Here is a 24,768-nt window from a genome sequence, read left to right on the forward strand (position 1 = left end):
GGTCAGCACCCGTAGGGCGCAGCGCTCGCTGAGCCGGGTCAACGCCAACCTGCAGGAGACCATGGGCGCCATCGCGATCGCGCTCGAACCCCGCCTCATCATCGCCGACGAGCCCACCAGCGCCCTGGACGTGACCGTACAGCGGCGCATCCTGGACCTCATCGACGACCTGCGCGCGGAGTCCGGCACCGCGCTGCTGCTGGTGACCCACGACCTGGCCGTGGCCGCCGGCCGTTCCGACCGGCTGGTCGTGATGAAGGGCGGGCGGATCGAGGAGCAGGGACCGACACCGGACGTGCTGGCGTCCCCGGCCGCCGACTACACCAAGCGCCTGCTGAACGACGCCCCCGCCCTGTCGGTGTCCCCGTTCCGCGATCCCCCCGCCGCGAGAGAGCACGCGATCGTGGTGCGCGACCTGGTCAAGGAGTTCAAGGGGTTCCGCGCGGTGGACGGGGTCTCGTTCGAGGTGGCGCGCGGCACCACGCACGCGCTGGTGGGGGAGTCCGGATCGGGCAAGACGACCACGGCCCGCATGGTGGTGCGGTTCGCCGAGCCCACGTCGGGAACGGTGAGCATCGCCGGGGCGGGGGAGGGCCGCGCGTTCCGCCGGCACGTGCAGCTCGTCCACCAGAACCCGTACGGTTCGCTGGACCCCCGGCAGGCGATCGCCGACATCGTGGAGGAGCCGTTGCGTAACTTCCGGCTGGGGGACCGGGCCGGACGGCGTGCCCGCGTGCTCGACCTGCTGGAACGCGTGGCGCTGCCCCCGGACGTGCTCACGCGCAAACCGCGGGAGCTGTCCGGCGGGCAGCGGCAGCGGGTGGCCATCGCCCGCGCGCTGGCGGCCGGGCCCGAGGTGGTCGTGCTCGACGAGGCCGTCTCCGCCCTCGACGTCACCGTGCAGGCGCAGATCCTCGACCTGCTCGAACAGCTCCAGCGCGACCTCGGGCTGACATACCTCTTCATCTCGCACGACCTGGCGGTGGTGCGGCAGATCTCGCACACCATATCCGTCATGAACAAGGGAACCATCGTGGAATCAGGAACGACCCGGCAGGTCTTCACCGACCCTCGGCACGAATACACCCGCGAACTCCTGGCCGCCATCCCGGAGCCGGCGCTATGAAGCTCGGTTTCTTCACCCGGCTGCTGGACGACGCGCCGGCGGGCGAGCGCTACCGGCTGGCCACCGAGCAGATCGCGCATGCCGAGGCATACGGGTTCGACACGGCCTGGGTCGCGCAGCACCACTTCGACGGCGCGGAGGGCGGCCTGCCGGCGCCCCTGGTGTTCCTCGCCCACGTCGCGGCCAGGACCAGCCGGATCCGGCTCGGCACCGGGATCATCACGCTCCCGCTGGAGCACCCGGTGCGGGTGGCGGAGGACACCGCCGTGCTCGACCTGCTGACCGGCGGACGGCTGGAGGTCGGCGTGGGCAGCGGCGGGACGCCCTCGTCGTTCACGCCGTTCGGGCACGAAAGCGCGGACCGCTCGGCCATCTACGCCGAGCACCTGGCGGTGCTGCTCAACGCCTGGTCCGGGGGCGACCTCGGCGGCGGCAACCGGCTCTACCCGGCCGCGCCCAGGCTGCTGGACGCGGTGTGGCAGGCGACGTTCTCGGCCGGCGGCGGCGTACGCGCGGGGAAGGCCGGTCACGGGCTCATGCTGTCGCGTACGCAGCCCAGGCCGGCCGAGGACCCGCAGGCCACGCTGGCCCAGATCCAGCGGCCCATCGTGGACGGCTACCTCGAGAACCTGCCGCCCGGCGCGACGCCGCGGATCATGGCCTCGCGGACCGCTTTCGTGGCCGACAGCAGGGCCGAGGCGCTGCGGTACGCCGGGCTCGGGCTCGGGCGCGGCCGGCTGCCGTTCGAGCTGCCGGACAGCGACCTCGACCGGCGCATCGCCGCGTTCGACGTGCATGTGGGGACGCCGCAGGACGTCATCGAGAGCCTGAAGGCCGACCCGACCCTCGAACGGGTCACCGACCTGGTCCTCCAGGTGCACTCGGTGGACCCGCCGCACCCGCTCATCCTCCGCTCGATCGAACTGCTGGCGACCGAGGTGGCGCCCGCGCTCGGCTGGGTTCCCTCCACAGAATTGAGCTCCACATGATCACTGACGTCATCGACCATCTGGTGGGCATACAGCCCGGCTCCTCCCTCGACCGGCTGCGCGGCCACCGGCTCGCCGCCCGCGAGCACGCCCAGCGCAGTTACGACGCGCTGTTCAGCCCCGAGACGGAGGAGGAGGTCACGCTCGTCGAACGGGACGCGGTGGCCGCCTTCGTGGCCGGGCTGCACCACGATCCCGCCGTCGCGGGCTTCTACACCGAGCGGCTGGCCGAGCTCTCGCCCGGGCTGCTGGAGGTCGTGGAGTCGGAGGTCTCGGCCGGGGTCACGACCGGGCCGTACGGGGTCTATCCGGGCGAGGGCCCGCTGTCGGCGGAGAGCGACGAGGGGCTGCGTTACCGGGCGCGGCGCCCGGCCGAGCTGGGCGTACGGCTCGCCGCCGCGTTCGAGCACGCCCACCTGCTCGTCTTCCGGCCCCGGGAGGCCGGGCCGCAGGCCCTCGACGCGCTGGCCCGGGCGGGGTGGAGCACCACGGGCATCGTGACGTTGTCGCAGCTCGTCGCCTTCCTCACCTTCCAGATCCGCGTGGTGGCCGGCCTGCGTCACCTGCAGAAGGGACCGACCTCATGACCCAACTGGCGTTCACTCAAGAGCAGCTCGGCTGGAAGCCGTGGCTGGCGCCGCTGGCCACCGACGAGCTGACCGACGAGCACTACGAGGCGCTGGTCGACAAGGCCCGCGCGAAGTCGCCGTACTTCCTCCTCCTGGCCCGCGACCCGGCCATCCTGCACGCCAGGACGAAGACCGACAACGACATCTTCTACAACGCCGACGGCGGGTTGCCGCGGGCGGAGCGCGAGCTGGCGGCGACGGCGACCTCGCGCCGCAATGGCTGCGTGTTCTGCGCCTCGGTGCACTCCCGCTTCGCCGCCCACTACTCCAAGCGGGCCGACGACGTGCAGCGGCTGCTCGACGAGGGCGTCAACGCGCCTCAGGACGGGGAGTGGCAGGCGATCATCGACGCCTCGGTGGCCCTGGCCGCCACCCCGGGCGAGTTCAACGCCGACCACATCGAGGCGCTGCGCGCGGCCGGCCTCGACGACCTGGCGATCAGCGACGTCATCCACGCGGCGGCCTTCTTCAACTGGGCCAACCGCCTCATGCTCTCCCTGGGTGAGCCGGTGCAGGAGCCCTCCGCATGACGGCCGAGCTCGACCATCTCGTCTACGCGGTCCCGGACCTGGTCGCGGGCGTCGCCGCGTTCGCCGAGCGCACCGGGGTGACCCCGGTGGCGGGCGGGCGCCACCCCGGCGGCACCGCCAACTACCTGGTCGGTCTGGGCCCGACCGCGTACCTGGAGATCATCGGCCCCGACCCCGAGGCGGTGGGTCCGCGACCCCGTGCGTTCGGCCTGGAAGCGCTCGCCGAGCCCAGGCTCGCCCGGTGGGCGGTGCGGCCCGACGACATCGACGCGACGGTACGGCGGGCGCGCGAGCGCGGCTACGACCCCGGTGACGTGCAGCCGCTGTCTCGCCGGACACCTGCCGGGACGCTGCTGGAGTGGCGCCTGACCAGATGGAACGACGTGGCCTCGATCAACCTGGTGCCGTTCCTCATCGACTGGGGCGCGACCGTCCACCCCGCCGCCTCCGGCCTCCCGCAGCTCGGCCTGGCCTCCTTCACCGCCGTCCACCCGGACCCGGAGGCGCTCCACCGCGAGCTGGCTGCGGTGGACGCCGTGCTGGAGGTCGCGAAGGGCCCAGAACCGGCGCTGGAGGCGGTGCTCGACACCCCTCAGGGCGCTGTGACCCTCCGCTGACCCGCGCCGTGCCCGTCCCCGGGCGGGGCGGGCACGGCGGGGTCCCACGGCTCAGGGCGCCTTGTACTCTGCCGCCTTGCCGAAGTAGCTGATCCCGACCGGCGTGCTGCTGAACCGGCACACCTGCACGACCACGCGATCGATGGCCGTGAACCCGCCGGGTCGGACAAGGCGAAGGAGAGCGCGACCTTCGCGTTGTCCGCCTTGGCGGTCTCGGAGTCGACGTGGGAGCTGCCCTTGTAGGCGGAGAAGGTGGCCGTGGAGTACATCTGCGGCCACCGCCTCTGACACCAGCCAAGCTTTGCACCCCGTCGTAAATGTGAACGGCGAGGATTCCCGTCCCGCCTTCGGCGGGAACTCGCGGCGCAGACGCCGAGAGTTGTGGAACGGGGTGCTTGGCGTTTCACAGACCCGACCACCGTCTGGAGGTCTCCACGCCCTGAGACGACCGGCCCGGCCGCCTGGTGATTGCGTTGCGTACAGGCTTGGTTATCGCCCGTGTTCAAGATCGCAAAGGTTCGCGCTACGCGCTCCGGCCTGTCCCCACGAGAGTGACCAGGACGGCCGAGGGGTCGTCGCCGGTGAGGGGGACGGCGAAGACCGCCGTGCGCTCGCGAGCGCCGTAGACGACGAACCGCAGGCCGTCCTCGTCCCACGTGTCCTGGACGTCCGAGGTGAGCTGCGCGGACGCCGAGCAGTACGCGGGGCTGCGGTAGAGCAGGTGCAGCGAGGTGCCCAGCGGGACGTGCTCGGACGGCGTCACGGCGAGCGGGCGGCGCAGCCGTACGAGGAGCTGTCGCAAGGGGGTGAGCCAGTGGCGGTCCAGCTCGGCTGAGAGGGCCATGAAGGCCACGGCCTCCGCCAGGCCGAGCGCCACGAGGGGAGGCTGCGGATCCGCCGGGATCGCCAGGAGGCTCGCGGCCAGCAGGAGACCTGCGCGGGCGAAGGCACGCAGATCGACCGGGCGGGAGTGCGCGCCCAGGCAGCCGCACGACGCCGTGGGCGCGGCCACGTACGAATAGGTGAGATACGCCAGGAATCCGGCGGAGAGCAGCGCGGCCGCCGCACCCTCCCACGGGGAGAAGGGCGGCGCCAGGAGCGCGGCGGCCACCGCGAGCTCGATCACTCCGACGAGCCGGAGCGCCGGGACCGCGCGCGCCGCGCCGACCAGCCGGGCCAGGGCGGTCTGCCCGGCCCGCGCCCGCATCCTGCGGCTGAACAGCTTCATCAGGCCCGCCCAGACAAGGAACAGGGCGATCACGTACGGCTGCGTCGCGGCGATCCCGTGCATCGGCTGACTCCTAGTGGGGGGAGAAGACGGTTGCGATGTCGACCTCGTTCGTGTCCGGCCGCCAGGCGCCGAGGATCTGCACGTGCTGGGCCACCCTCAGCATCGACAGGTCCGCGGTGGGCGGCGACTCGGAGTGCACCGCGACCGACTTGCCGACTACGACGTGGCACAGCACCTCTTGCCCGTTGTGATCGAGGTGGAGTGTCTTGTCGGTGATGTTCTTGATGTGGCCCTTGATGTTGACGATGTTGAGCCACACCGACTCGGCGGCCAGCACGCCGTCCGGCATCCGCACGCCGCGGGCGTACAGGCCGTCTCCCGGCTTGGCCTCGTCGAACGGAACGGGGCCGAGCTTCCACAGGCTCGTGCCGTCCACGATCTTGATGTTGTGGAACACCATGTTCGAGCCCAGGACGAGGAGCGTGTTGTCCTTGATCGAGCGGATCCTGCCCTCGGCGAAGTTGGGGTCGGGGGAGCCCGGCTCGACGTCGGGCGCAGCGTTGGCGAAGGCCGCCTCCGGGCCGAGCGAGCCCAGCGCGGTCGCGGCGACGACGGTGGCACCGCCGCCGAGCAGGGCGGACTTGAGCATCTCTCTTCTGCTGGTCATCGTCGCCCCCTCACGCCACGTCGATCGAGCACGGCCGCAGGCCGGTCGAGAGGCTGGCGATCTTGCTGTACGCCGCGGGCGTGAGGTCGACCAGCCGGTTGCTGGCGCAGGTCGAGCCGCAGCAGCTGCGCTCGCCGCAGAACAGGTCGGTCTGCGGGCCGCAGTCGGCGATGGAGGTGACGACGCTGACGCCGCTGCACAGATTCGTGGTGCGGTGCTGGAAACCGCAGGTTCTGCGGGAGAGGCTGACCCCGCAGGTGTCGGGATGCGTGATGGCCCAGCAGGCGTCGGAGGTGTTGGGCCACGCGTGCTGCATGCTGCCGGAGTTGCAGGTGCCGCAGGCGCCTTTGCCTGTCGTGCTGCACGGTCCCCAGGCGGTGCCGCAGCAGAACCAGGAGACCTCTCCTTGGACCGCGGCGTATAAGTCGATGGGGGTGTCGGGGGGCTGGGTGCGCGCCATGCGCGTCCTCCTTGGGTGAGCTCTGGACGGTCTCGACGGTCCTGAAGCTTTCCGACTTGATCTATGAGTACCATGTAAGGATTTTTCGTCAATGCCCATTTTTTGAGGGCTCCTCACGCCGGTTATGCGGCCCTCATGACGTCACGTCAGCCGCGGTTCGGAAGAGCAGGTGCTCATGTCCGGGACGGCAGACGAGCTGGAGCCCGACCGGCAGGCCGTCCACCGTTCCGGCGGGGACGCTCAGCGCGGGCAGGCCCAGCAGGCTCCACGGGCTGGTCAGCGAGAGCAGGGCGTCTCGGACGGCGACCAGCGTGCCGCCCACTTCGAGCTCCCTTCGACCGAGGGGCGGGGCGGTGATGGGGACGGTCGGCATCGCGATCACGTCATGGTGCTCGAACAGCGCGCCGGCCGCTTCGGCCAGCCGGGTCCTGGCCCGCAAGGCGCGTACGTACCGCCACCCCGGGACCGTGGCGGCGGTCCGCAGGCGCTGGAGCACCTCGCTGTCGAACAGTGAGGGCTGGTCCGCCATGCGATCCGCGTGCACGGCCGCCACCTCACTGCTCTGGATCGCGGTGAACGTCTCGTGCAGGTCACCGGCGTCCTCCGGCGACAGCCGCCGCTCCTCCAGCGGGCCGGTCCCGGCCTCCAGCGCCTGCCGTGCCGTACGGGTCACGCGCGGGTCGCAGGGGAAGAGGGCGCCCGGGTCGAGCCAGTCCGCACGCGGTGCGCCCGCGCCCGTATCGGGGTGGACCGGTGTGAGGGACCGGTAGGCGATGAGGCAGTCCTGCGCGTCTCCCGCGAGCAGGCCGACGTGGTCCAGGGAGTGCGCCGAGGGGAAGACGCCCTCCACCGGGATCACCCCGTACGCGGGCTTGAAGCCCGCGACCCCGCACAGTGCCGCGGGGATGCGGGTCGAGCCGTCGGTGTCGGTGCCGAGGGCGAGCGGGACCATGCCTGCCGCCACTGCGATCGCGCTGCCGCTGCTGGATCCGCCCGGCATGCGAGAGATGTCCCGTGGGTTGAGAGCCGGGCCTGCGGCCGAGCGGTCACCGGTCGGACCGTACGCGAACTCGTGTGTGTTGGTCTTGCCGACGATGACGGCCCCGGCCTGGCGCAGGAGGGCCACGCAGGCGGCGTCGGCGTCCGGGATATAACCGGCGAAGTGCCGCGAACCCATGGTCGCGGGCAGGCCCGCCACCATGATGACGTCCTTCACCCCGGTGGGCAGGCCGTGCAGCGGTCCCCGGTCGAGGCCGCGCGCCAGCTCGCTGTCGGCGTGGCTCGCCGCGGCCGTCGCGCCCTCCGCGTCCACGGTGACGAACGCGTTGAGGGCCGTGTCGAGCGCCGCGATTGCGTCGATCGCGTGCCTGGTGAGCTCCACCGACGTGGTGCGCCCCTCGCGCAGGTCCTGTGCGAGCTCGGAGATCGTCCGGCCGGCGAAGTAGCCGAGCCGGCCGAAATAGGGCGGCCGCCGGCCAGTGCCTGGGCCGGTAGGTGTCGGCATGTAGTCCTTCCTGGTGATGGGCGGGGCCGAAGGACAGCACGTTGGCCATACCCGCGCAGTGAGAGAGGACTCATGGCGTCGGCGGGCGTGCGGCAGGGCAGGCCGAGCACAACGAGTGAGCCGCCGTCGCTAGATCACTCTCGCATCGAGGTTAGCGCTACGTGACCATCAGGCAACTCTACGCAATGATCCAGCCTGACTACGTTCAGTAGTGGATGCCTCATGAACACCTGCTGTCACAGGCGATCGATTGCGAGGGAACATGTCAACGGAGCCGCGCTTGAGCCTGGACACTCGGGCCGCGCGCAACCTGGCCACCACCACCAAGACGCGCCCGCAGATGCAGGCCATCACCTCCCGCTGGCTGCTGCGCAGGCTGCCGTGGGTCGACGTGAGCGGCGGAACGTACCGGGTCAACCGCAGGCTGACGCACCGGGTCGGGCGCGGCCGGGTGAGCGTGGTGCTGAACGGGGCGGACGACGTCCGCATCATCCCCGAGACGCTCCCGGAGCTTCCCCCGCTGCGCGGCTTCGACGACCTCGACGTGCTGACGGCGATCGCCGCGACGTTCGCGCCGCGGGAGTTCCAGGCAGGCGACGTCATCGCCGAGGCCGGCGCCCCGATCACCGAGACGTACGTCATCGCCCACGGCCGGCTCAACCGGCTGGCCACCGGCGACTACGGGGACAGGCAGCTCCTCGGCGTCACCACCGACGGCGAGCACCTGGGCGACGAGGTGCTCGAGCACGAGAACCCGCGCTGGCCGTACACGGTCAAGGCCGCCACCACCGGCACGATCCTGGTGTCGCCGCAGGCCGAGCTCCAGCGGCTGCTCGACGGCTCGCCCGCACTGCGGGAGCACGTCGAGCGGTATCTGGAGGAGACGCGCAAGCCCGTCAACCGCCGTGGGGAGGCGGCCGTCGCGATCGCGTCCGGGCACGTCGGCGAGCCGACGATCGACGGCACGTTCGTGGACTACGACCTCCATCCCCGCGAGTACGAGCTCAACGTCACGCAGACCGTCCTGCGGGTCCACACGCGCGTGGCCGACCTCTACAACGACCCCATGAGCCAGCTCGAGCAGCAGCTGCGCCTGACGATCCACGAGATCCGCGAGCGCCAGGAGTGGGAGCTGCTCAACAACCGCGAGTTCGGCCTGCTGCACAACACGGAGTACGACCAGCGGATCAGCACCTGGTCGGGCCCTCCAACCCCCGACGACCTGGACGACCTGATCAGCATGCGCCGCAAGACCCGGTTGCTGCTCGCCCACCCCAAGGCGATCGCCGCGTTCTTCAGAGAGTGCAACAAGCGCGGGCTGGTGCCCGGCAGCGCGGACGTGGACGGCCACGAGATCCCGGCCTGGCGAGGGGTCCCGATCTTCCCTTGCGGCAAGATCCCGATCTCGGAGAACAACACCACCTCCATCATGGCCCTGCGCACGGGAGAGGAGGACCAGGGGGTCGTGGGCCTCTACCAGACCGGCATCCCGGAGGAGCACGAGCCGGGGCTGAACGTGCGGTTCATGGAGATCAACCCGCAGGCCGTGATGTCGTACCTGGTCAGCGCCTACTACTCGGCGGCGATCCTGGTGCCCGACGCGATCGGGATCCTCGAGAACGTCGACATCGCGGCCCCGCGCGTCTAGGAAGGGCGACGTCATGCCCGACATCGCAGCAGGCCCCACCGGCCTGGGGACCTCCGCGCTGCACCTGCCACCGCTGGACCGCCATCCCGTGTCACGGCCCGGCGAAGGCGACGGGCACGAGCCCCCCAGGCCCGTCCCACTGGACCCCGCGCAGGCGCTTCGCAGCGCGGCCTACCAGCACAGCCTCGCCCCGCTGCCGTACCGGGAGCGGCAGTGGGGCGACGGGTCGTACCCGCCGCTGTACTGCCCCGAGACCGTCAGGGACGACCAGGAGCTCGCCGACGAGGTGGACCGGCGGCTGGCGGCCTGGGCGGAGCGGGCCGGCATCCACGAGGGGCGGATGGAGGAGTTCCGGGCGACCGGGTACGGGCGGCTGGCCATGCTCGTCCACCCCGACACCGACGACCCCGACCTGCTGCTGGTCGCGGCCCAGATGAACGCCGCCTGGTGGGCCGCCGACGACTACTACGCCGACGAGACCGACCTCGGCGCGACGCCGACCGAGCTCCCGCCGCGGCTCGCCCTCGTGACGTCGGCCATGGACCCACCCCCGCCCGCGGGCGACTACACCCGTCAGCTCGAAGAGGCGATCCAGGCGGACCCCGTCCTGGTGTCGCTGAGATCGGCCACCGGCCACGTACGCCGCCACGCCAGCCCTTCGCAGGTGGGGCGGGTCTGCAACATCACGTCCCAGATGTACGTGAGCTGGACCGCCTACGCGGCCTGGCGCTACCTGGAGACGCCGCCGCCGGTGTGGCGCTATCTCGCCGCCCGGCAGCACGACAGCTTCTACACGTCCATGACGCTCATCGACATCGTGGGCTCGTACGAGCTGCCCGCCGACCTCTTCTTCGACAGCGGGTTCCACACCGCGCTCATGCAGGCCGGCACCGCCAGCGTGCTCGTCAACGACCTCCACTCGGTCGACAGGGAGGCGGCCGACGAGCTTCCCGACTCCAACGTGATCCTGCTCATCGCCGCGGAAGAGGGCTGCTCCATCCGCGAGGCGACGGAACGCGCCGTCGCCATGCACAACGACTTCGTCCGAGGCTTCGAAGCCAGCCAGCGACAACTCGCCACCGTCCCGTCCGTCGAACTGAAGCGTTTCCTGCGCGGGGCGCAGGCGTGGATGGCCGGCTGCCTCGAATGGCACAGCACCACCAGCCGCTACAAGTCATAGAGAAAGGAGCTCCGCCGATGACGGCCACACCCGTCCTCAGCACCTTCTACCAGCACTCGGTCGCCGACTATTGGAACTCGGAGCAGAACCCGGTCAACCTGCGCCTGGGCGAGGTCGACGGCATTTACCACCACCACTACGGCCTCGGAGAAGCGGACTGGTCGGTCCTGGAGGGTCCGGAGGCGACCCGCCGGCAACGAGTCGTCGAGGAGCTCCACCGGCTCGAGCACGCGCAGGCCGACACCCTCATCACCAATCTCGGCCCTCTGCGGCCGGACCACCGGGTGCTGGACGCCGGCTCGGGCCGCGGCGGCTCCAGCCTCCTGGTCAACCTCAGGCACGGCTGCCACGTCGACGGCGTGTCCATTTCCGAGTCCCAGGTGGTCTTCGCCAACGAGCAGGCCAGGATGCGCGGTGTCGCCGACAAGGTGCGCTTCCATTTCCGCAACATGCTGGACACCGGGTTCGAGACTGGATCGTTCCAGGCGATCTGGAACAACGAGAGCACGATGTACGTCGAGCTCTCCTTGCTGTTCGCCGAGCACGCCCGCCTCCTGAGCCGCGGCGGCCGGTACGTGTGCATCACCGGGTGTTACAACGACGCCTACGGCCTGCCGTCCCGCGCCGTCAGTCAGATCAACGCCCACTACATCTGCGACATCCATCCCCGCAGCACCTATTTCAAGGAGCTGGCGGCCAACCGTCTCGTCCCCATCAACGTCGTCGATCTCACCGCCGCCACCATCCCGTACTGGGAGCTTCGCGCCAAGACCCACCTGGCGACGGGGATCGAGGAGGCCTTTCTCGAGGCGTACAGGGACGGCAGCTTCCAGTACCTCCTCATCGCCGCCGACCGCGTCTGACGACCCCTGGCGGACCCCCCTTCCGGCGGCCAGGCCCTGCTTGACCTGACACCGCCCGGAGCAGGGGTCCGCCCAGTCTTCGTCCGTGCGGCTATTTCCCGGAAGCGGTTCCGGGCAGGGTCAGGTCCTGCATGGTCTTGGGGGAGTAGTCGGCCACGTGCCTGGCCTTCCCGGTGTTGACGTCGACCACGTAGCTGCTGTAGCCGCCGTCCAGAGTGAGGACCGTGACCTCGGACGGGCTCTGCCAGACGGAGATGCGGAAGATGCCACGGGGCTTCGCCAGGCCCCGGACGGTCACCTTCCGCAGGATCCGCCCGGTCTTGGCGTCGAGAAGGGTGAGCACCGGCTTGGTCCGGTCCTTCGTGTCGTAGGCGACCACCGTGCGACCGTCCGGGGCGAGCTCGCTGAAGTTGATGAACACGCCGTCGAAGCGCACCGGCTTGCCCCCGCCTGTGACGGGCATCAGCCACAGGTCGGTCTTGATGTACCGGACCAGCTCGACGACGCCGCCCTTGACGGTGACGGTCTCGTACTTGCCTGGCAGGGTCGTCGACTTGCCGGTGCGTACGTCGATCAGCATTCCGGGCTTCTTGCTCCCCACCTTCGGGTCGAAGACCAGATACCGGCCGTCGTCGGAGACCACGAGCTGGTTGCCCAGGTCGAACTGGTCCTCCGTCACCTTGACGGGCGAGGTCACCTCGGCGCCGCTCACCAGGTCACGGACCACGTGTGCCTGGGCCTCGCGGCTGTAGTAGGCGAGCATGCGACCGTCCCGGCTGACCGCGATGCGCATGTCCCGGCTCATGTCACTCGCTACGAGCGCCTGCGGCACCCGGTAGGTGGTGCCGGTGCGGGTGACCACACGCCACTCCTGGACGCTGCAGTCGATGATGCGCCGCTTGTCGTCAATGTGGCAGGGCGTCAGGTAGGCGTGGCTGATCGGTCCTACCTTGCCGTCCGGCAGGTCGGCCACCGTGCCGGTGCGCTGCGGGGCGGCCGTCTGGGGGACGCGGGGCCAGATCGCGACGGCCCCGTCCTCGTCGAGCGGGTTGAGCGGACGGCCGTCGAACTGAGAGCCTCCGCGCACCACGAACACGTGCCGGCCGAGCGCCCGGGCCAGGTCCGCGGGCCAGTCCACCATGGGCGGGAGCGTCTGCGGGGGCGTGGCGATGCGGATCGCGGCGACCTTGGCCAGCCCCCTGGCCTGCGTGATCGCGTTGATGAAGTGGGTGGTGCCGATCAGCACCGCCTCGATCCGCGACAGGTCGCGCTCGCCCGCCGCGGCCTGGATGGCTCCGACGATGCCGCGCGTGACGTCGGGGCTGGTGGGCGCCTTGGCCGAGGAGAGCACGGCATGCCCGTCGAGCAGGACCGCGTCGGTGTTCGTGCCACCGACATCGATTCCGAGTTTCACTGACAGACTCCTTGAGGGGGCTTATTCCTTGCGGCTGCGGTCGATGGCGACGGCAGCGATCAGCACGGCGCCGGAGGCGGTCCCCTGCCAGAAGGAGGAGACCCCGGCGGCGTACAGGACGTTGTTGAGCACGGCCAGGAACAGGACACCGACCAGGGTCCTGGTGACGCTGCCGAACCCGCCGGAGAAGCGGGTGCCGCCGAGCAGCACCGCGGCGATCGCGGTGAGCTCCAGCCCGGCGCCGCCGCCAGGCTGGGCCGATCCGAGCTGGCCCACGGTGAGCAGCCCGGCCAGCGCGGCGAACAGGCCGCTGACCGCGAAGGCGATGATGGTGACCCGGTCGATCGGCAGCCCGGCGAGCCTGGCGGCCAGCGGGTTGGAGCCGGTGGCGTACAGGGCCCGGCCGAAGCCGGTGCAGCGCAGGATCAGCACGGCGACCAGGTAGAGGCCGGCGGCGAGGAGCACCACCGAGGGGATGCCGAGCACGCGGCCGTTCGACAGCGCGTCCAGCCAGCCCACGTCGATCGTGATGCTCTTGCCCTCCAGGACCACCTGGGCCTGGCTGCGCAGCAGGGAGTAGGTGCCGAGCGTCACGATCATGAAGGAGATGCCCAGCTTGGTGATCAGCAGGCCGTGCGCGATCGCGCCGACAGCCAGCCCGAGCAGCAGCGCGACTCCTGCAGCCGCGGCCGACGACCAGCCGCTCACGGTCAGCGTGGCGAACACCGCACCGGCCAGGCCCGCCATCGACCCGACCGACAGGTCGACGCCGCGGCCGATGACCACCAGAGTCTGGCCGATCGCGATGATGAAGAGCACGGAGGAGAAGGACAGGATGTCCAGGTAGGTGCCGACCACCCGGAACGAGGGGAAGGCGATCACCGCTCCTACCAGCAGCACCAGCAGCGCGGCGGGGAAGGCAAGTTCGACCGAGGCGCGGAACCTCGGGCGGGTGGGGGCGGCCACGGCCTGGTCAACGGTCATTGCTCTGCTTCCTTCTCGTCGCGGGCTCCGGTGGCCAGAGCCACCAGCTCGCGGTACTCGCAGTCAGGCGGTCGCCGCGCGACGACCCGGCCGTCCCTGATGACGTGCAGGCTGTCGGCGAGCTCCTGCAGCTCCTCGAACTCGGAGCTGACCACCAGTACGGCGCCGCCGGACTCGGCGAACCGCCGGATCATTGTGTGGATGGCCGCGCGGCCGGTCCGGTCCACACCCTGGGTGGGCTCGTCGGCGACCAGGAGCCTGGGCTGGTGGGCGAGGACTCGCGCGAGTACGGCCCGCTGCTGGTTTCCGCCGCTCAGCGCGGTGATCTCGGTCTGGTGGGAGGCTGTCTTGATCCCGAATTCGGAGATCGTCCGGGCTGTGCGGCTCCGGTCGGGTCTCGGGCCGAACAGGGTGCCCAGCCCGGCCGGCACCACGTCGGCGATCTCCAGGTTGCGGGCGACGGTCAGGCCGGCGAACACCGACTCGTTCGCCCGGTCCTCGGGCAGGTAGGCGATGCCTGCGCGGCGCGAGGCCCGGGTGTCGCTCGGGAGCGGTCCGCCGAGGAACGTCACCGGCGCCGACCCGCCCGACGCTCCGGCGACGAGCCGGCACAACCGCGACCGTCCGCTGCCTGCCAGCCCGGCCAGCCCGACGATCTCGCCCGCCCGCACGGTCAGCTCGTCCACGGAGAGGCCGTGCTCACGAAGCCCGCGTACGGCCAGCACCTCGACCGACAGCCTGTGCTCACGTGCTCTGGGTACGGCGGAGCCGCCGCTGGGGCGCTCACCGGTGACGCGGGCGGTGACCTGCGCCGAAGCAGGACGGCCCGCGGCCATGGTCTCCACCAGCTCCTCGACGGACACCTCGCCGATCGGGGCGTCGTGCACGAGCCGGCCGTCCACCAGCACAGCCACCCGGGTAGCCAGCCGGACGATGTCCCGCAACCGGTGACTGACCAGCACCACCGCCCCACCCTCGGCACGAAGCCTGGAGGTGGCCTCCGCGACGATCTCCACGCCGCGGTCGCCGAGCACCGCGGTGGGCTCGTCCAGAGCGAGCACCTTCGGCCGCGACGACTGCGCGCGCAGCAACGCCACGATCGCCCGGTCGGCCTTGCGCAGTTGCCCGGCAGGCGTCCCGGGGTCGACGTGCGGAAGCGCCTCAGCTACGAGAGCGCGCGCTCTGGCCCGAGCCGCACGCCCGGGAGCGGCGCCGCGCAGACCGCCGTGCCCGATGAGCAGGTTCTCCCAGACCGGCAGCGAGGTGGCGAGCTGCGGCTCCTGCGGCACCAGCGCCACGCCCCGGGTGAGAGCGTCGGCCGGGCCGCGCAGCCGTACCGGGCCATCGGCGTCGACCACGGTGCCGCCGGTTGGTGCGCGCAGTCCCGTGAGTGTGGTGAGCAGCGTGGTCTTACCGGAGCCGTTGGCCCCGATCACGGCGAGCACGTCACCGGGAAACACCTGCAACGAGACCCGGTCGAGCGCGAGCGTTCCCGGGAAGGCCACCGACACCTGGTCGAGGCCGATCAGCGGGCGCATCCGGTCTCAACCCGTCTTGATGGTCTGGAACTTGATCAGTTCCTCGGCGGGCTTCCAGCCCGCGACGTTGTCCTTGTCGACCATGCACTGGTCGGCAGGCGGCCCTGGGATCTGCGCGTTGTTGTCGTAGGTCTTGACGCCGCTGAGGTGGTCGACCATGGCCTGGCCGAGCGCCTTGCCGATCTCGACCGGCTTCAGGTCGCAGGTGGCCAGCAGGTCTCCGGCCTTGATCGCGGCGATCGCGTCGGCCGTGCCGTTCCGGCTGGTGAACCGGATCTTCTTGCCCGATTGCTTGGCGGCGGCGATGGCCCCGAGCGCGCTGTCGTCGTTGTAGACGAAGACGCCCTGGACGTCCGGCTCGCGCTGCAGGATGCCCTGCATGACTGTCTGGCCGCCTGCCGCGTTGTCCTGCAGGTTGCGCTGCTGATCGAGGTTGCCGACGATGGTGGCGCCCGCTTCCTTCAGCGCGCGCTGGGCGCCGGCCAGCTCGGCGGTGACGTTCGGCGTCACGGGCCCGCCGATGAGTGCGATCTTGGCGCCCTTCGGCAGATGATCGGCCAGGTACTTGGCCGCCTGGTAGCCCTGCTCCTCGTCGGGGTTGGTGATGTAGCCGTTGACGTCGAAGCCTTCCGGCTTGCCCAGCGCGGCGAAGACCGGGATGCCTTTGTCGCGGGCCCGCTGCACCTGCGGCTTCATCGACTTGGAGTCGAGCACGAAGTAGGCGATGGCGGCGGGCTGCGTGCCGATCGCGCGGGTCAGTGCCTCGGCCTGCACCGCGGGGTCGATCGAGCCGGTCGTGTTGTTGACCGAGAACGAGCGGGTCATGGTGGCGCCCGCGGCCGTGAGCGGCGTGTTGACGGCCTGGGTGATGGCCTGCGAGACCGGGTTGGCCTCGATGACGTCGGCGTACCAGATCGTCTTGCCCGAGGCGGACGAGGACGAGCCAGCCGATTCGGTGGCAGCGGTGGAGCCCCCGCAGGCGGTGGCCAGGCAGGCCACCGCGAGCGCGGCGACGGCGGGGAGAACTCTGTTCGGCATGGGGGCTACCTCTCGGGGGGATTCAGGGGCGGGTGAGCTAGGGGACCGGCGGCGCGCACGACCAGCCGCGCGCAGTTGCCCGGCATGTAGGACATGGGGATCTCGTCCACCGTGGTGACCCGCACCAGCGCGGGGTCGGCTCCGGCGCGGATGGCGGCCTCGGTCGCCAGCTCCTTGGCCGCCGCCAGGCAGGCCTGCCGGCTGGACTTGTCGTACTGGAACATGCGGTCGACGGAGCCCGAGGCCTCGGCGATTGCGGCGCCGATCGCGTTGGCGACAGCGGCGTGCTCGTGCCTGACGACCTCGCTGATGCCGGGGATGATCCCGGGGATCAGGTGCGCTCCACCGCCCACCGCGATCAGCGGTAGCTCGGCTCGGGCTGCCTTGATCCGCTCGGCGAGCTGCTGCACCCGTTCGTCCACCCAGGCCAGCGCCCGGCGCACGAGGGCGGGGTTCGTGCCCTCCGCGCGAGTAGGGTCGCCGAAGGTGGCGCGGCCGGCCAGCACGGAGACGTCGCTCAGGGTCAGCGTGTCCCCGCCGAACATCAGGGCCTCCTCGTGAAGGCGATAGCCGACACTGTCGGGGCCGACCAGGGGATCGGCGCCCGGACGGACGATCGTGCCGCCACCCATGCCGATCGAGATGAGGTCCGGGACGCGGTAGTTGGTGCGCACGCCGCCGATCTCCACGGCCATCGCGGAGGTGCGGGGGAATCCGTCAACCAGCAGCCCGGCGTCGGTCGAGGTGCCACCGACGTCCATCACGACGGCGTCCGTCAGTCCGGTCAGGAAGGCCGCGCCGCGCATGGAGTTGGTCGGGCCCGAGCCGATGGTCAGGATCGGGCGCAGGTTCGCCTCGACCGCCGACAGCAGCGTGCCGTCGTTCTGGGTCAGGTAGATGTCGGCGTCGAGGTTGTGGTGGAGCAAGGCGGCCTCCAGCGCCGCGACCACGCCGCGGCCGATGAAGGTGAGCGCCGCGTTGAGGGTGGCGGAGTTCTCGCGCTCCAGCAGGCCGAGGCCGCCCACCTCGTGCCCGAGTGTGACGGGGGTGTCGGGACCGAGGACGTCGCGGACGATCTGTGCGGCGCGGATCTCGTGGTCCGGGTTGGAGGGCGAGGTGGCGCCGGTGATCGCGATGGCGTCGACACGATTCCGGCAGGCACGGGCGAAGGCGCTCACGGCGTCCTCGTCCAGCGGGACGATCTCGGTCCCGTCGAACTCGTGACCGCCCCTGATGATCTCGCGGGGCCCGCTGACGATTGCGGCCAGGTCCTTCGGCCAGCCGGCCAGCGGCTCGATTGACAGCGTGGCGGGCGCCGCGATGCGCATGATGCCCACCCGGGCCAGCCCGCTGCGTCCGATGATCGCGTTCACCGGGTGGGTGGTCCCGAGCATGACCTGTTCGACGTCGCCGGGAGCGAACGGACGCAGGACCGCGGCCAGCGCGGTGCGGATGCCTTCCAGCACGTCGGGTGTAGTGGCGGCTTTGTGGGTGGCGACGACCTGACCGGCGCCGTCCACCACTGCGGCGTCGGTGCTGGTTCCGCCGACGTCGATGCCGATGCGTAGGCGGCTCATCGGTCGCGCCTGATCGGGAAGTAGTCGAGGTCGTAGCCGAAGGCGCGCGGGCCGGCCAGAGCGATGCCCTCGGGGGTGTGCCAGCGGTGCTCGGCCGGCATGCCGATGACGTGCAGACGCTGGCCGTATCGAAGAGCTTCGGTGGTCATCGGAATGCCGGTCTCGATGTCGATCAGCGAGATCAGGTCGGGAACGGTGGCGACGGGCTCGCCGTCCTCCAGAGCGATCAGGTTCTCGTTCTGGATCTCGACCCGCATGACGCGGTCGGGCTGATCGAGGTGCTCCAGGGCCACCGTGCCGCGGGCCCAGCCGGCGGTGGTCCGGCGCTCGATGTCGAGGACCTTGCCGGAGAAGAGGATCACAGCGTCGCTCACGGCAAGGAACCGCTCGTACGCGCCGGGTGCGCCGGCCTGGATGGCGGTGAGGGAGCGCCCGATCTCGTGACACAGGGTCAGCGAGCCGGTGGCGGCGTGCCGCTCCACCTGGGACGCGGTCATCGGGTAGGCGCTGAAGACGGCGATCATCCCCATCTCGGCCACGCTGGCGCGCAGCAGCCGTTCGCTCATCCGGTTGTCCACGGCCTCGAACAGCACGCTGTTACCCTTGGCGTCGCACAACGTCGCGGGCGAGGCCGGCACTTCTGCGAGCGTCAGCAGCGTCATCTCCAGCTGCGGGAACGCCCTGCGCATGAAATCGGCGTCGACCACCGGCAGCCCCAGTTCGGCGGCGACGGCCAGCGGGAACAGCGAGTTCATGCCGCCGATCTCCATCGGCATGACCGCCACGCCCGTACGGCCCAGCCGAGCCTCCATGGCGTGCAGCACGGCACGCGCCTCATCGCCGCTGGGGAACTTCTCCACGATCACGGTCGGAGCTCCGATCATGCCGATCGGTAGCACCAGCCCGTCGGGGTCGATCTCACCGGCGGAGACCACACGCACGGGGCCATGGCGTTCGATGGCCTGCCGCAGCATGATCTTGGCGATGAGCGGGTCACCGCCGCCGCCAGTACCGAGAACCACCGCACCCAGTGCAAGATCCTCGATGTCTGACTCCCGAACGAGACGCAAGACGACTCCTCTGCGTGATTGCGACTAGTAGACCTGTGGCGCGAAGGGCCGTCATTTGCCAAAGTGCCCAAGATCTTGGATGGAGCTGTGCGACCTGCACAATCCTGGCTAAAATATGACAATGCGGACAGATGGTGTGACAATCCGGCGGCTCGTGGGCGCGGTGGGCGAGCATGAGGTGCTGGGCGGTGAGAGCGCCCTCGACCGAACGGCGCATCTCGTGACCACCGGGTCATCTCTCCCCGAGATCGGCAGGTTGCCGGCCGGTGCGCTGGCCGTCTTCTCCCGCGCTCAGCTGGCCATGGAGGAACCACCGGCCGACATTGCCATTCGCCGCGCCGTGACCGCGGGCCTCGCCGGGCTGATTGCCGAGACGCCACGCAGCGGCGTTCCTGTGGTCACCCGCCGGCTCACGGAGAAGTTCGCCTTTCCCGTCATCCTGCTGCCGCACGTCGACCCGGCCGCGCTTGCCAGCACGCTCGACCCGTTGGTGCGCGCTCCCGCCCTGGCTGCCGCGAACACGTTGCGCACGGCGGTCGAGCGCATGCTGCGGCTCCCGCGTGACCAGCGCGACCTCGTCCAGCGCCTGGCCGACTTGCTGCGCACACCTGTCGCACTCATCGACGGGAGCGGTCGCCTCCTGCAGACCGGCGGAGAAGCCGAACCGGTCACGCTCATTGCCCTGACGGCCGGCTTGGAGGAGGTTGGCACGCGCTCTCGCGTCGTCGACCTGGATGGCGGGGGCGTGGCCGTGATTTCTCCCGCCACGCTCCAGCCAGGGGCGCCGTCCAACCTCTGGTTGGTGGCATTGCTGTCGCCGGTTGGGGCGGCGATGGCCGACACGGTCCGCACGGTGCTGTCCGTGGCCGCCCTGGCGTTCTCCGTCTACGTGGCCGACCAGGGCATGAGGGTGGAGCGGGAGGAACGACAGCGCGCGCTGCTGCTGGCAGAAATCCTCGAACACGGAGACAACGCACGCGCCCGCAGCATCGAACGAGCCACCGCCCTCGGCTGGCGGTTGTTCGGCTGGCACAATGCGATCCAGATCGGTGTCCACGCAGGCGGGCAACGGCTGCCGGGCGAGCTCAACGCCTTCGTCGAGGAGGAACTGCGGCGCGCGGGCATCGACGTTGGCCTGGTCGCCCGGCCGGTCGGTTCTGCGTTCTGGATCACCAGGGACCGCCCGGCCAGCTCGGCGGACATCGCGGAGATCGCCGCCGTGACCAGGCGAGTGCTGATCGCGGTCGGCCAGGCTTTCCCCGGGATCGACGTACGCGCGGGCGTCGGCGGCACGCACTCCGGCATCTCCGGTATCGGCACCTCGCTGCACGAGGCACAGCAGGCACTCATGTTGGCCCGCACGCGCGACGTGGCCGCCGCCGTCGAGCTCACCGACTCCATGTCGGTCAACCGGCTGCTGCTCGGCTGGTACCAGGCGGGACCGATGCGCGACACCGCGCTGTCCCTGATCGAGCCAGTCAGGAAGGAGGACCCCTCCGGCGTGCTCCTGCGCACCCTGCGCTGCTTCCTCGACCACGAGTCCTCGACCACGACCACCGCGGCGGTGCTCGGCGTGCACCGCAACACCGTGGTGCACCGGATGGGCCGGATCCGCCGGTTGTTGCCCGTCGACCTGGACGCTGCCGACGAACGCCTTGCCGTACAGCTGGCGGTCCGGGTATACGAGGGGGTCGCGGACGTGGAGGATCCGCCGGAACGCCTACCCCAGCGCTGACAGTTCGACCAGCCACTCACACTCTTTGCCGACCCCCTACTCGATTCAGTGGCGCCTCGTGGCGCACATGGCCGTTCCACCAGGCGTTCAGCCGGATGAGGTTGACGGCGATGGCGGAGAGGACGAGGTGGACTTTCTTGATGCCGCGGTAGCGGGCGCGGCGCAGGCCGGTGACGCTCACAGCACGAAACCGTGTTTCCGAGCGGGACACTCTCAGAGAACCTTCGACAGGAAGGCGCGCGTGCGCTCGTGGCGGGGCCGGGCCAGCACCTCATCCGGGCGGCCCGACTCCACGACCAGCCCCTCGTCGAGGAAGATCAGCACGCCGCTTAACCGCAGCTCAGGACATGTAACTCAATATTCGAGCGGCGCACCCTTCAGGTCTACCCGGTGGAGCCGCGGACGACCAGCGGTGTGGGCAGGATTCGCGGGAGAGGCGTGACGCCTTCGTTGATCATCGTGATGACCGCCGCGGCCGCCGCCGTACCGAAGCCCGCCTTGTCTTGGGCCAGCGTCGTCAGCCCCGGCGGCACCAGCGCGGCCAGGTCGATGTCGTCGAACCCGACCAGCGCGAGATCCTCGGGCACCTTCAATCCCGCCTCTGCCACGGCCCGCAGTGCGCCGATCGCCATCTCGTCGCCGGCCCTAGGTGGAGGCGCTTGAGCGCCGCATAGAAGAGCCACAAGCCTGATTCAGCCAGGACGAAACCACAGGTCAGCGCTCAATTCGATCTTCCTCACCCACAGGATGTCCTGCAGGTTGCCCATTTCGGGCCGAGTGAGCGTCGCGTGGGCGACACGCTCGACGGGGTACGTCGTAGATCAGGCGCTCACCGAGCTTCACCGGTTGGGACAGGGTGCTGTTGGCCATCTCGTTCGTCCTTCACGGTGTCGCGGATGCTGAGGAACCTCGCGGTCAGGTGGTAAACGGCTTCCGCCCGGCGGGCACGTACCGTGCGGGCATCGCCGGGATACGCGAGGACTGTTGTCAACCTACTCGCACGCAAAGGAGCTCCCAAGTTGCCTTTGCAGGCAACTATCTGACCCTTGACGTTAACCCGATTCCGCATCTGAGCTTGTCCTTGAGGTCTCACGCGGCCGACCTGTCCTGCACAAAGCATGTGGAGCAGGGGTCAGGCAGTGCCGGGGAATAATTGCTTGCGCAGACAGATTGATGGAGGTGTGGATCAGCGGTCGGAGGCGCGCGGCGCCGCAGACCGGAGAAGGGAAACGACATGCCATTCGAGATCGGCATCATGACGTTCGGGGAGCTCACGGAGGACCCGTCCACCGGGGCCCTGCCGTCCCCGCGGCAGCGCGTCCGCGAGACGATCGAGCAGGCGCAGGTCGCCGACCAGGTGGGCTTGGACGTCTTCGGCGTCGGCGAGCACCACCGCACCGACTTCGTCGGATCAGCGCCGGCCATCCTGCTGGCCGCCGCCGCGGAGAAGACCGAGCACATCAAGCTGACGAGTTCGGTCACGGTGCTCGGCTCGGAGGACCCGGTACGCGTCTGGGAGCAGTTCGCCACGATCGACCTGCTGTCCGCCGGCCGCGCCGAGATCATCGCCGGCCGCGGCTCCTACACCGAGTCCTTCCCCCTGTTCGGGTACGACCTGAAGGACTACGCGGACCTGTTCCGCGAGAAGCTCGACCTGTTGCTCAAGATCCGCGACCAGAACCCGCTCACCTGGTCCGGGCGCTTCCGCGCGCCCCTGGTCGACGCCGACATCGCACCCCGCGCCGACGGCGGCACCATCCCGATCTGGGTCGGGGTCGGCGGATCGCCCGCGTCGGCCATCAGCACCGGCCACCTCGGCCTGCCCATGGCACTGGCCCTGCTACTCGGACCGATGACCTTCCACGAGGAGACAGTCCAGCTCTACCGAGCGGCCGCGGCCAAGGCCGGGCACGACGCGAACGCGCTGCCGATCAGCATGAACTCGCACGGGTTCGTCGGGCGGACCAGCCAGGGCGCACGCGACACCATGTACCCCTACTTCGCCAGGGGCATGATGGCGAACAACCACCAGCGCGGCGTCGGCCTCCGGCTTCCCCGGGCCGCGTTCGACGCGCAGTCGTCGCCCGCGGCCGGACTGCTGGTCGGCAGCCCGCAGGAGCTCATCGACAAGCTGCTCACCTACCACGAGCTGTACGGCATCAACCGCGCCATCATCCAGATGGGCTTCGGCGGCATGCCGCAGAAGGAGCACCTCGAGGCGATCGAACTGCTCGGCACAGAGGTGGCACCCGTCGTGCGCCGCGAGGTCGCACTGCGCGAGAAGAGCGTGGCATGACCGCCGTAGCGGACACCGGTCCGGTCCTGCGCGTCGTCGTCGTCAACGGCAGCCCCAGCGAGCCGTCCAAGACCATGGGACTCGTCGACGTTGTCCTCGACACCCTGAAGGACATGCTCCCTATCGAGGTGTCTCGGGTTGACGTGTACCGCTTGGGCGAGGGGTTTACCGGAGCGATCGGGCGCGATGACGTCACGCTCGAGGTCGAAGACTCGCTCCGGCTCGCCGAGGATGCCGATCTCCTCATCGCCGCCGCACCCGTGTTCCGAGGTACGTACCCCGGCATGTTCAAGCACTTCTTCGACCTTGTCGACCAGTACGCACTCGTGAACAAGCCCGTCCTCCTTGCCGCGACGGGCGGAGGCGACCACCATGCGCTTGTCCTGGAGCACGCCTTGCGGCCACTGTTCGCCTTCTTCCAGGCGTTGACGATCCCGGTCGCGGTCTTCGCATCCGCCGGGGACTTCGACGGTACGACACTGCTCAACCCTCGCATCTACGGACGCATCGAGGTCGGACTCACTGACGTCGCAGACCTTCTCAGAGCTCGCGTGACGGGCCCTGAAGCAACACAGGACCGCGAACCAGCGAATGGCCGGCCCCGTGCAAAGCCGCTTGGCCTCTCTTCGAGCGCATCCAGCAGCCAGAGACTCGTCCAACCAGTCCTGCGGGCCAGTTCTCCTAGCCGCACATGAATCGCTGTCCGGTGTTCAGCCGGGGGCTGCCGCATTCAGCGGGTCCCCGTTCCATCTCACCCTTACAGGGAGCATCCATGTCTACTGTGTTCGTGGCCGGCGCCACCGGCCGCCTTGGCCGTCTGATCATCGACAGTCTGCGGCGACGGGACGTGCAGGTCCGCGCCCTCGTCAGGCCCGGCAACACCGAGGGCCGTCAGGCATTCGACGACCCGGCCATCGAGATCGTGGAAGGAGACATCCGCGATGCCGCCGACCGCCTCACCCGCGCCCTCCAGGGAGTGGACGTCGTTGTCTCCGCCGTCCAAGGGGGTGCGGAGGTCATCATCGACGGCCAGGTCAACCTGCTGCGCGCCGCCGAGCAGGCCGGCGTTCCGCGCTGGATCCCCTCAGACTTCTCCCTCGGTATAGACCGGCTCGACTACGGCGACAACGACTTCGCCGACCTGCGCAAGAAGGCCGCCGAGGCCTTCCGAGGCAGCAGCGTGGCAACCACGTCGGTCCTCTGCGGCGCCTTCCTGGAGGTGCTGAACATGCCCTTCTATCAGTGGGTCGACTGGGAGACCGGCACCTTCAGTTACTGGGGTGACGGGGATCAGCCCGTCGACTTCTCCACTTACGCCGATACTGCCGAGTGGACCGCCGAGGCGGCTCTCGACCCCTCGGCCGCCGGACGCACCGTGCGAGTGGCCGGGGATGTGCTGACGTTGAAGGAGCTGCACCGGGCCATGGAGCGCGGCTCGGGGCGACAGCTCGAGGCACGGCGGCTCGGCAGCACCGACGACCTCAGCGCCGAGATCGAACGCCGTAAGGCGGTGGCCACCGACACGTTCGAGTACCTCCTGCTGCAGTACAACTGGGCCATGGTCAGTGGGAAGGGGAAGCTCGACCCGCTCGAGAACCACCGCTACCCCGGCATCCAGCCGACCAGCGCCGAAGAGTACTTCCGGCAGGCCATGAGCTGACACCCAGCAGGG

General features: G+C 70.0%; 24 protein-coding genes and 1 pseudogene. 12 read left to right on the forward strand and 13 right to left on the reverse strand.

Annotation, left to right across the window (positions count from 1 at the left end; genetic code table 11):
- The 5 genes from AB0J09_RS11940 to AB0J09_RS11960 all read left to right on the forward strand — a co-directional run.
- Positions 1-1,126: ABC transporter ATP-binding protein (locus AB0J09_RS11940; RefSeq protein ID WP_360689022.1), on the forward strand; the 1,126-nt coding region annotated here is incomplete at its 5' end.
- Positions 1,123-2,115: a putative FMN-dependent luciferase-like monooxygenase gene (locus AB0J09_RS11945; protein WP_360689024.1), complete on the forward strand. Its 993-nt coding sequence runs from the start codon at positions 1,123-1,125 to the stop codon at positions 2,113-2,115. The genes AB0J09_RS11940 and AB0J09_RS11945, both read left to right, overlap by 4 nt.
- A complete protein-coding gene (locus AB0J09_RS11950; protein WP_360689026.1) occupies positions 2,112-2,702 on the forward strand; it encodes a CMD domain protein in 591 nt (196 codons plus the stop codon). The genes AB0J09_RS11945 and AB0J09_RS11950 overlap by 4 nt, the downstream gene beginning before the upstream one ends.
- Positions 2,699-3,274 (forward strand): alkylhydroperoxidase domain protein, encoded by a 576-nt coding sequence (locus AB0J09_RS11955; RefSeq protein WP_360689028.1) that lies wholly within the window; start codon positions 2,699-2,701, stop codon positions 3,272-3,274. Before AB0J09_RS11950 ends, AB0J09_RS11955 begins: the two co-directional genes overlap by 4 nt.
- A complete protein-coding gene (locus AB0J09_RS11960; protein ID WP_360689030.1) occupies positions 3,271-3,891 on the forward strand; it encodes a VOC family protein in 621 nt (206 codons plus the stop codon). The genes AB0J09_RS11955 and AB0J09_RS11960 overlap by 4 nt, the downstream gene beginning before the upstream one ends.
- 523 nt (positions 3,892-4,414) lie before the next feature.
- Here AB0J09_RS11960 and AB0J09_RS11965 read toward each other — a convergent pair.
- The 4 genes from AB0J09_RS11965 to AB0J09_RS11980 form a co-directional block, all read right to left on the reverse strand.
- Positions 4,415-5,182, reverse strand: a complete 768-nt coding sequence (locus AB0J09_RS11965; protein WP_360689032.1) for a MauE/DoxX family redox-associated membrane protein — start codon at positions 5,180-5,182, stop codon at positions 4,415-4,417.
- Positions 5,183-5,192: 10 nt separating this feature from the next.
- Positions 5,193-5,789: a cell wall protein gene (locus AB0J09_RS11970; protein ID WP_360689034.1), complete on the reverse strand. Its 597-nt coding sequence runs from the start codon at positions 5,787-5,789 to the stop codon at positions 5,193-5,195.
- Between the two features lie 10 nt (positions 5,790-5,799).
- Positions 5,800-6,249, reverse strand: a complete 450-nt coding sequence (locus AB0J09_RS11975) for a hypothetical protein (protein WP_360689035.1) — start codon at positions 6,247-6,249, stop codon at positions 5,800-5,802.
- A gap of 133 nt (positions 6,250-6,382) precedes the next feature.
- Positions 6,383-7,753, reverse strand: coding sequence for an amidase (locus AB0J09_RS11980; protein WP_360689037.1), 1,371 nt, complete (start codon positions 7,751-7,753; stop codon positions 6,383-6,385).
- 262 nt (positions 7,754-8,015) lie between these two features.
- On the opposite strand from AB0J09_RS11980, the gene AB0J09_RS11985 reads away from it, so the two are divergent.
- Genes AB0J09_RS11985 through AB0J09_RS11995 form a run of 3 tightly spaced genes read left to right on the forward strand, consistent with a single transcriptional unit; the run spans position 8,016 to position 11,444 of the window.
- Positions 8,016-9,401 carry a family 2B encapsulin nanocompartment shell protein gene (locus tag AB0J09_RS11985; RefSeq protein ID WP_360689039.1) on the forward strand — a complete coding sequence of 462 codons (1,386 nt, stop codon included), beginning with the start codon at positions 8,016-8,018 and terminating at the stop codon, positions 9,399-9,401.
- Positions 9,402-9,414: 13 nt separating this feature from the next.
- The gene (locus AB0J09_RS11990; RefSeq protein ID WP_360689041.1) at positions 9,415-10,581 is read left to right on the forward strand and encodes a family 2 encapsulin nanocompartment cargo protein terpene cyclase; all 1,167 of its coding nucleotides are present in this window, start codon (positions 9,415-9,417) and stop codon (positions 10,579-10,581) included.
- 17 nt (positions 10,582-10,598) lie between these two features.
- Positions 10,599-11,444, forward strand: a complete 846-nt coding sequence (locus tag AB0J09_RS11995) for a geranyl diphosphate 2-C-methyltransferase (RefSeq protein ID WP_360689043.1) — start codon at positions 10,599-10,601, stop codon at positions 11,442-11,444.
- Between the two features lie 91 nt (positions 11,445-11,535).
- On the opposite strand, the gene AB0J09_RS12000 is transcribed toward AB0J09_RS11995, so the two are convergent.
- Genes AB0J09_RS12000 through AB0J09_RS12025 form a run of 6 tightly spaced genes read right to left on the reverse strand, consistent with a single transcriptional unit; the run spans position 11,536 to position 19,065 of the window.
- Entirely contained in the window at positions 11,536-12,858 is a 1,323-nt protein-coding gene (locus AB0J09_RS12000; protein ID WP_360689045.1) for a hydantoinase/oxoprolinase N-terminal domain-containing protein, read from the reverse strand.
- A 21-nt stretch (positions 12,859-12,879) separates the two neighbouring features.
- Entirely contained in the window at positions 12,880-13,842 is a 963-nt protein-coding gene (locus AB0J09_RS12005; RefSeq protein ID WP_360689047.1) for an ABC transporter permease, read from the reverse strand.
- Positions 13,839-15,380 carry an ATP-binding cassette domain-containing protein gene (locus AB0J09_RS12010; RefSeq protein ID WP_360689049.1) on the reverse strand — a complete coding sequence of 514 codons (1,542 nt, stop codon included), beginning with the start codon at positions 15,378-15,380 and terminating at the stop codon, positions 13,839-13,841. Before AB0J09_RS12010 ends, AB0J09_RS12005 begins: the two co-directional genes overlap by 4 nt.
- A 6-nt stretch (positions 15,381-15,386) precedes the next feature.
- Complete coding sequence (locus AB0J09_RS12015; RefSeq protein ID WP_360689051.1) at positions 15,387-16,418, reverse strand: sugar ABC transporter substrate-binding protein; 1,032 nt, start codon at positions 16,416-16,418, stop codon at positions 15,387-15,389.
- 5 nt (positions 16,419-16,423) lie between these two features.
- Positions 16,424-17,995 (reverse strand): hydantoinase/oxoprolinase family protein, encoded by a 1,572-nt coding sequence (locus tag AB0J09_RS12020; RefSeq protein WP_360689053.1) that lies wholly within the window; start codon positions 17,993-17,995, stop codon positions 16,424-16,426.
- A complete protein-coding gene (locus tag AB0J09_RS12025) occupies positions 17,992-19,065 on the reverse strand; it encodes a DUF917 domain-containing protein (protein WP_360689055.1) in 1,074 nt (357 codons plus the stop codon). The genes AB0J09_RS12020 and AB0J09_RS12025 overlap by 4 nt, the downstream gene beginning before the upstream one ends.
- 121 nt (positions 19,066-19,186) lie before the next feature.
- Between AB0J09_RS12025 and AB0J09_RS12030 the strand changes: the two genes are divergently transcribed.
- A complete protein-coding gene (locus tag AB0J09_RS12030; RefSeq protein ID WP_360689056.1) occupies positions 19,187-20,800 on the forward strand; it encodes a helix-turn-helix domain-containing protein in 1,614 nt (537 codons plus the stop codon).
- Between the two features lie 16 nt (positions 20,801-20,816).
- Here the strand turns inward: AB0J09_RS12030 and AB0J09_RS12035 are convergent, their stop codons facing one another.
- The 3 genes and pseudogenes from AB0J09_RS12035 to AB0J09_RS12045 all read right to left on the reverse strand — a co-directional run bounded on the left by AB0J09_RS12035 (position 20,817) and on the right by AB0J09_RS12045 (position 21,432).
- Positions 20,817-20,981 (reverse strand): hypothetical protein, encoded by a 165-nt coding sequence (locus tag AB0J09_RS12035; protein ID WP_360689058.1) that lies wholly within the window; start codon positions 20,979-20,981, stop codon positions 20,817-20,819.
- Positions 20,982-21,013: 32 nt separating this feature from the next.
- Positions 21,014-21,121, reverse strand: a pseudogene (locus AB0J09_RS12040) (ectoine/hydroxyectoine ABC transporter ATP-binding protein EhuA); the annotation flags it as partial.
- A gap of 62 nt (positions 21,122-21,183) precedes the next feature.
- On the reverse strand, positions 21,184-21,432 hold the full coding sequence (locus tag AB0J09_RS12045; RefSeq protein ID WP_360689060.1) for a substrate-binding domain-containing protein: 249 nt from the start codon (positions 21,430-21,432) through the stop codon (positions 21,184-21,186).
- A 602-nt stretch (positions 21,433-22,034) separates the two neighbouring features.
- On the opposite strand from AB0J09_RS12045, the gene AB0J09_RS12050 reads away from it, so the two are divergent.
- The 3 genes from AB0J09_RS12050 (at position 22,035) to AB0J09_RS12060 (ending at position 24,756) form a co-directional block, all read left to right on the forward strand.
- Positions 22,035-23,096 carry an LLM class flavin-dependent oxidoreductase gene (locus tag AB0J09_RS12050; RefSeq protein WP_360689062.1) on the forward strand — a complete coding sequence of 354 codons (1,062 nt, stop codon included), beginning with the start codon at positions 22,035-22,037 and terminating at the stop codon, positions 23,094-23,096.
- Positions 23,093-23,791: an NAD(P)H-dependent oxidoreductase gene (locus AB0J09_RS12055; protein ID WP_360689064.1), complete on the forward strand. Its 699-nt coding sequence runs from the start codon at positions 23,093-23,095 to the stop codon at positions 23,789-23,791. The genes AB0J09_RS12050 and AB0J09_RS12055 overlap by 4 nt, the downstream gene beginning before the upstream one ends.
- A gap of 77 nt (positions 23,792-23,868) precedes the next feature.
- Positions 23,869-24,756 (forward strand): aromatic alcohol reductase, encoded by an 888-nt coding sequence (locus AB0J09_RS12060; protein ID WP_360689066.1) that lies wholly within the window; start codon positions 23,869-23,871, stop codon positions 24,754-24,756.
- Positions 24,757-24,768: the final 12 nt, after the last annotated feature.

Source organism: Nonomuraea sp. NPDC049784, from assembly GCF_040659615.1.
Taxonomy (GTDB): Bacteria; Actinomycetota; Actinomycetes; order Streptosporangiales; family Streptosporangiaceae; genus Nonomuraea.

Coding starts and splice junctions, on each gene's coding strand:
- AB0J09_RS12060 (WP_360689066.1), top strand. CDS start 23,869: ATGTCTACTGTGTTCGTGGCCGGCGCCACCGGCCGCCTTGGCCGTCTG.
- AB0J09_RS11960 (WP_360689030.1), top strand. CDS start 3,271: ATGACGGCCGAGCTCGACCATCTCGTCTACGCGGTCCCGGACCTGGTC.
- AB0J09_RS11995 (WP_360689043.1), top strand. CDS start 10,599: ATGACGGCCACACCCGTCCTCAGCACCTTCTACCAGCACTCGGTCGCC.
- AB0J09_RS11950 (WP_360689026.1), top strand. CDS start 2,112: ATGATCACTGACGTCATCGACCATCTGGTGGGCATACAGCCCGGCTCC.
- AB0J09_RS11955 (WP_360689028.1), top strand. CDS start 2,699: ATGACCCAACTGGCGTTCACTCAAGAGCAGCTCGGCTGGAAGCCGTGG.
- AB0J09_RS11990 (WP_360689041.1), top strand. CDS start 9,415: ATGCCCGACATCGCAGCAGGCCCCACCGGCCTGGGGACCTCCGCGCTG.
- AB0J09_RS12045 (WP_360689060.1), bottom strand. CDS start 21,432: ATGGCGATCGGCGCACTGCGGGCCGTGGCAGAGGCGGGATTGAAGGTG.
- AB0J09_RS11945 (WP_360689024.1), top strand. CDS start 1,123: ATGAAGCTCGGTTTCTTCACCCGGCTGCTGGACGACGCGCCGGCGGGC.
- AB0J09_RS11965 (WP_360689032.1), bottom strand. CDS start 5,182: ATGCACGGGATCGCCGCGACGCAGCCGTACGTGATCGCCCTGTTCCTT.
- AB0J09_RS11975 (WP_360689035.1), bottom strand. CDS start 6,249: ATGGCGCGCACCCAGCCCCCCGACACCCCCATCGACTTATACGCCGCG.
- AB0J09_RS11970 (WP_360689034.1), bottom strand. CDS start 5,789: ATGACCAGCAGAAGAGAGATGCTCAAGTCCGCCCTGCTCGGCGGCGGT.
- AB0J09_RS11985 (WP_360689039.1), top strand. CDS start 8,016: ATGTCAACGGAGCCGCGCTTGAGCCTGGACACTCGGGCCGCGCGCAAC.
- AB0J09_RS12010 (WP_360689049.1), bottom strand. CDS start 15,380: ATGCGCCCGCTGATCGGCCTCGACCAGGTGTCGGTGGCCTTCCCGGGA.
- AB0J09_RS12020 (WP_360689053.1), bottom strand. CDS start 17,995: ATGAGCCGCCTACGCATCGGCATCGACGTCGGCGGAACCAGCACCGAC.
- AB0J09_RS12050 (WP_360689062.1), top strand. CDS start 22,035: ATGCCATTCGAGATCGGCATCATGACGTTCGGGGAGCTCACGGAGGAC.
- AB0J09_RS12055 (WP_360689064.1), top strand. CDS start 23,093: ATGACCGCCGTAGCGGACACCGGTCCGGTCCTGCGCGTCGTCGTCGTC.
- AB0J09_RS12030 (WP_360689056.1), top strand. CDS start 19,187: ATGCGGACAGATGGTGTGACAATCCGGCGGCTCGTGGGCGCGGTGGGC.
- AB0J09_RS12005 (WP_360689047.1), bottom strand. CDS start 13,842: ATGACCGTTGACCAGGCCGTGGCCGCCCCCACCCGCCCGAGGTTCCGC.
- AB0J09_RS11980 (WP_360689037.1), bottom strand. CDS start 7,753: ATGCCGACACCTACCGGCCCAGGCACTGGCCGGCGGCCGCCCTATTTC.
- AB0J09_RS12015 (WP_360689051.1), bottom strand. CDS start 16,418: ATGCCGAACAGAGTTCTCCCCGCCGTCGCCGCGCTCGCGGTGGCCTGC.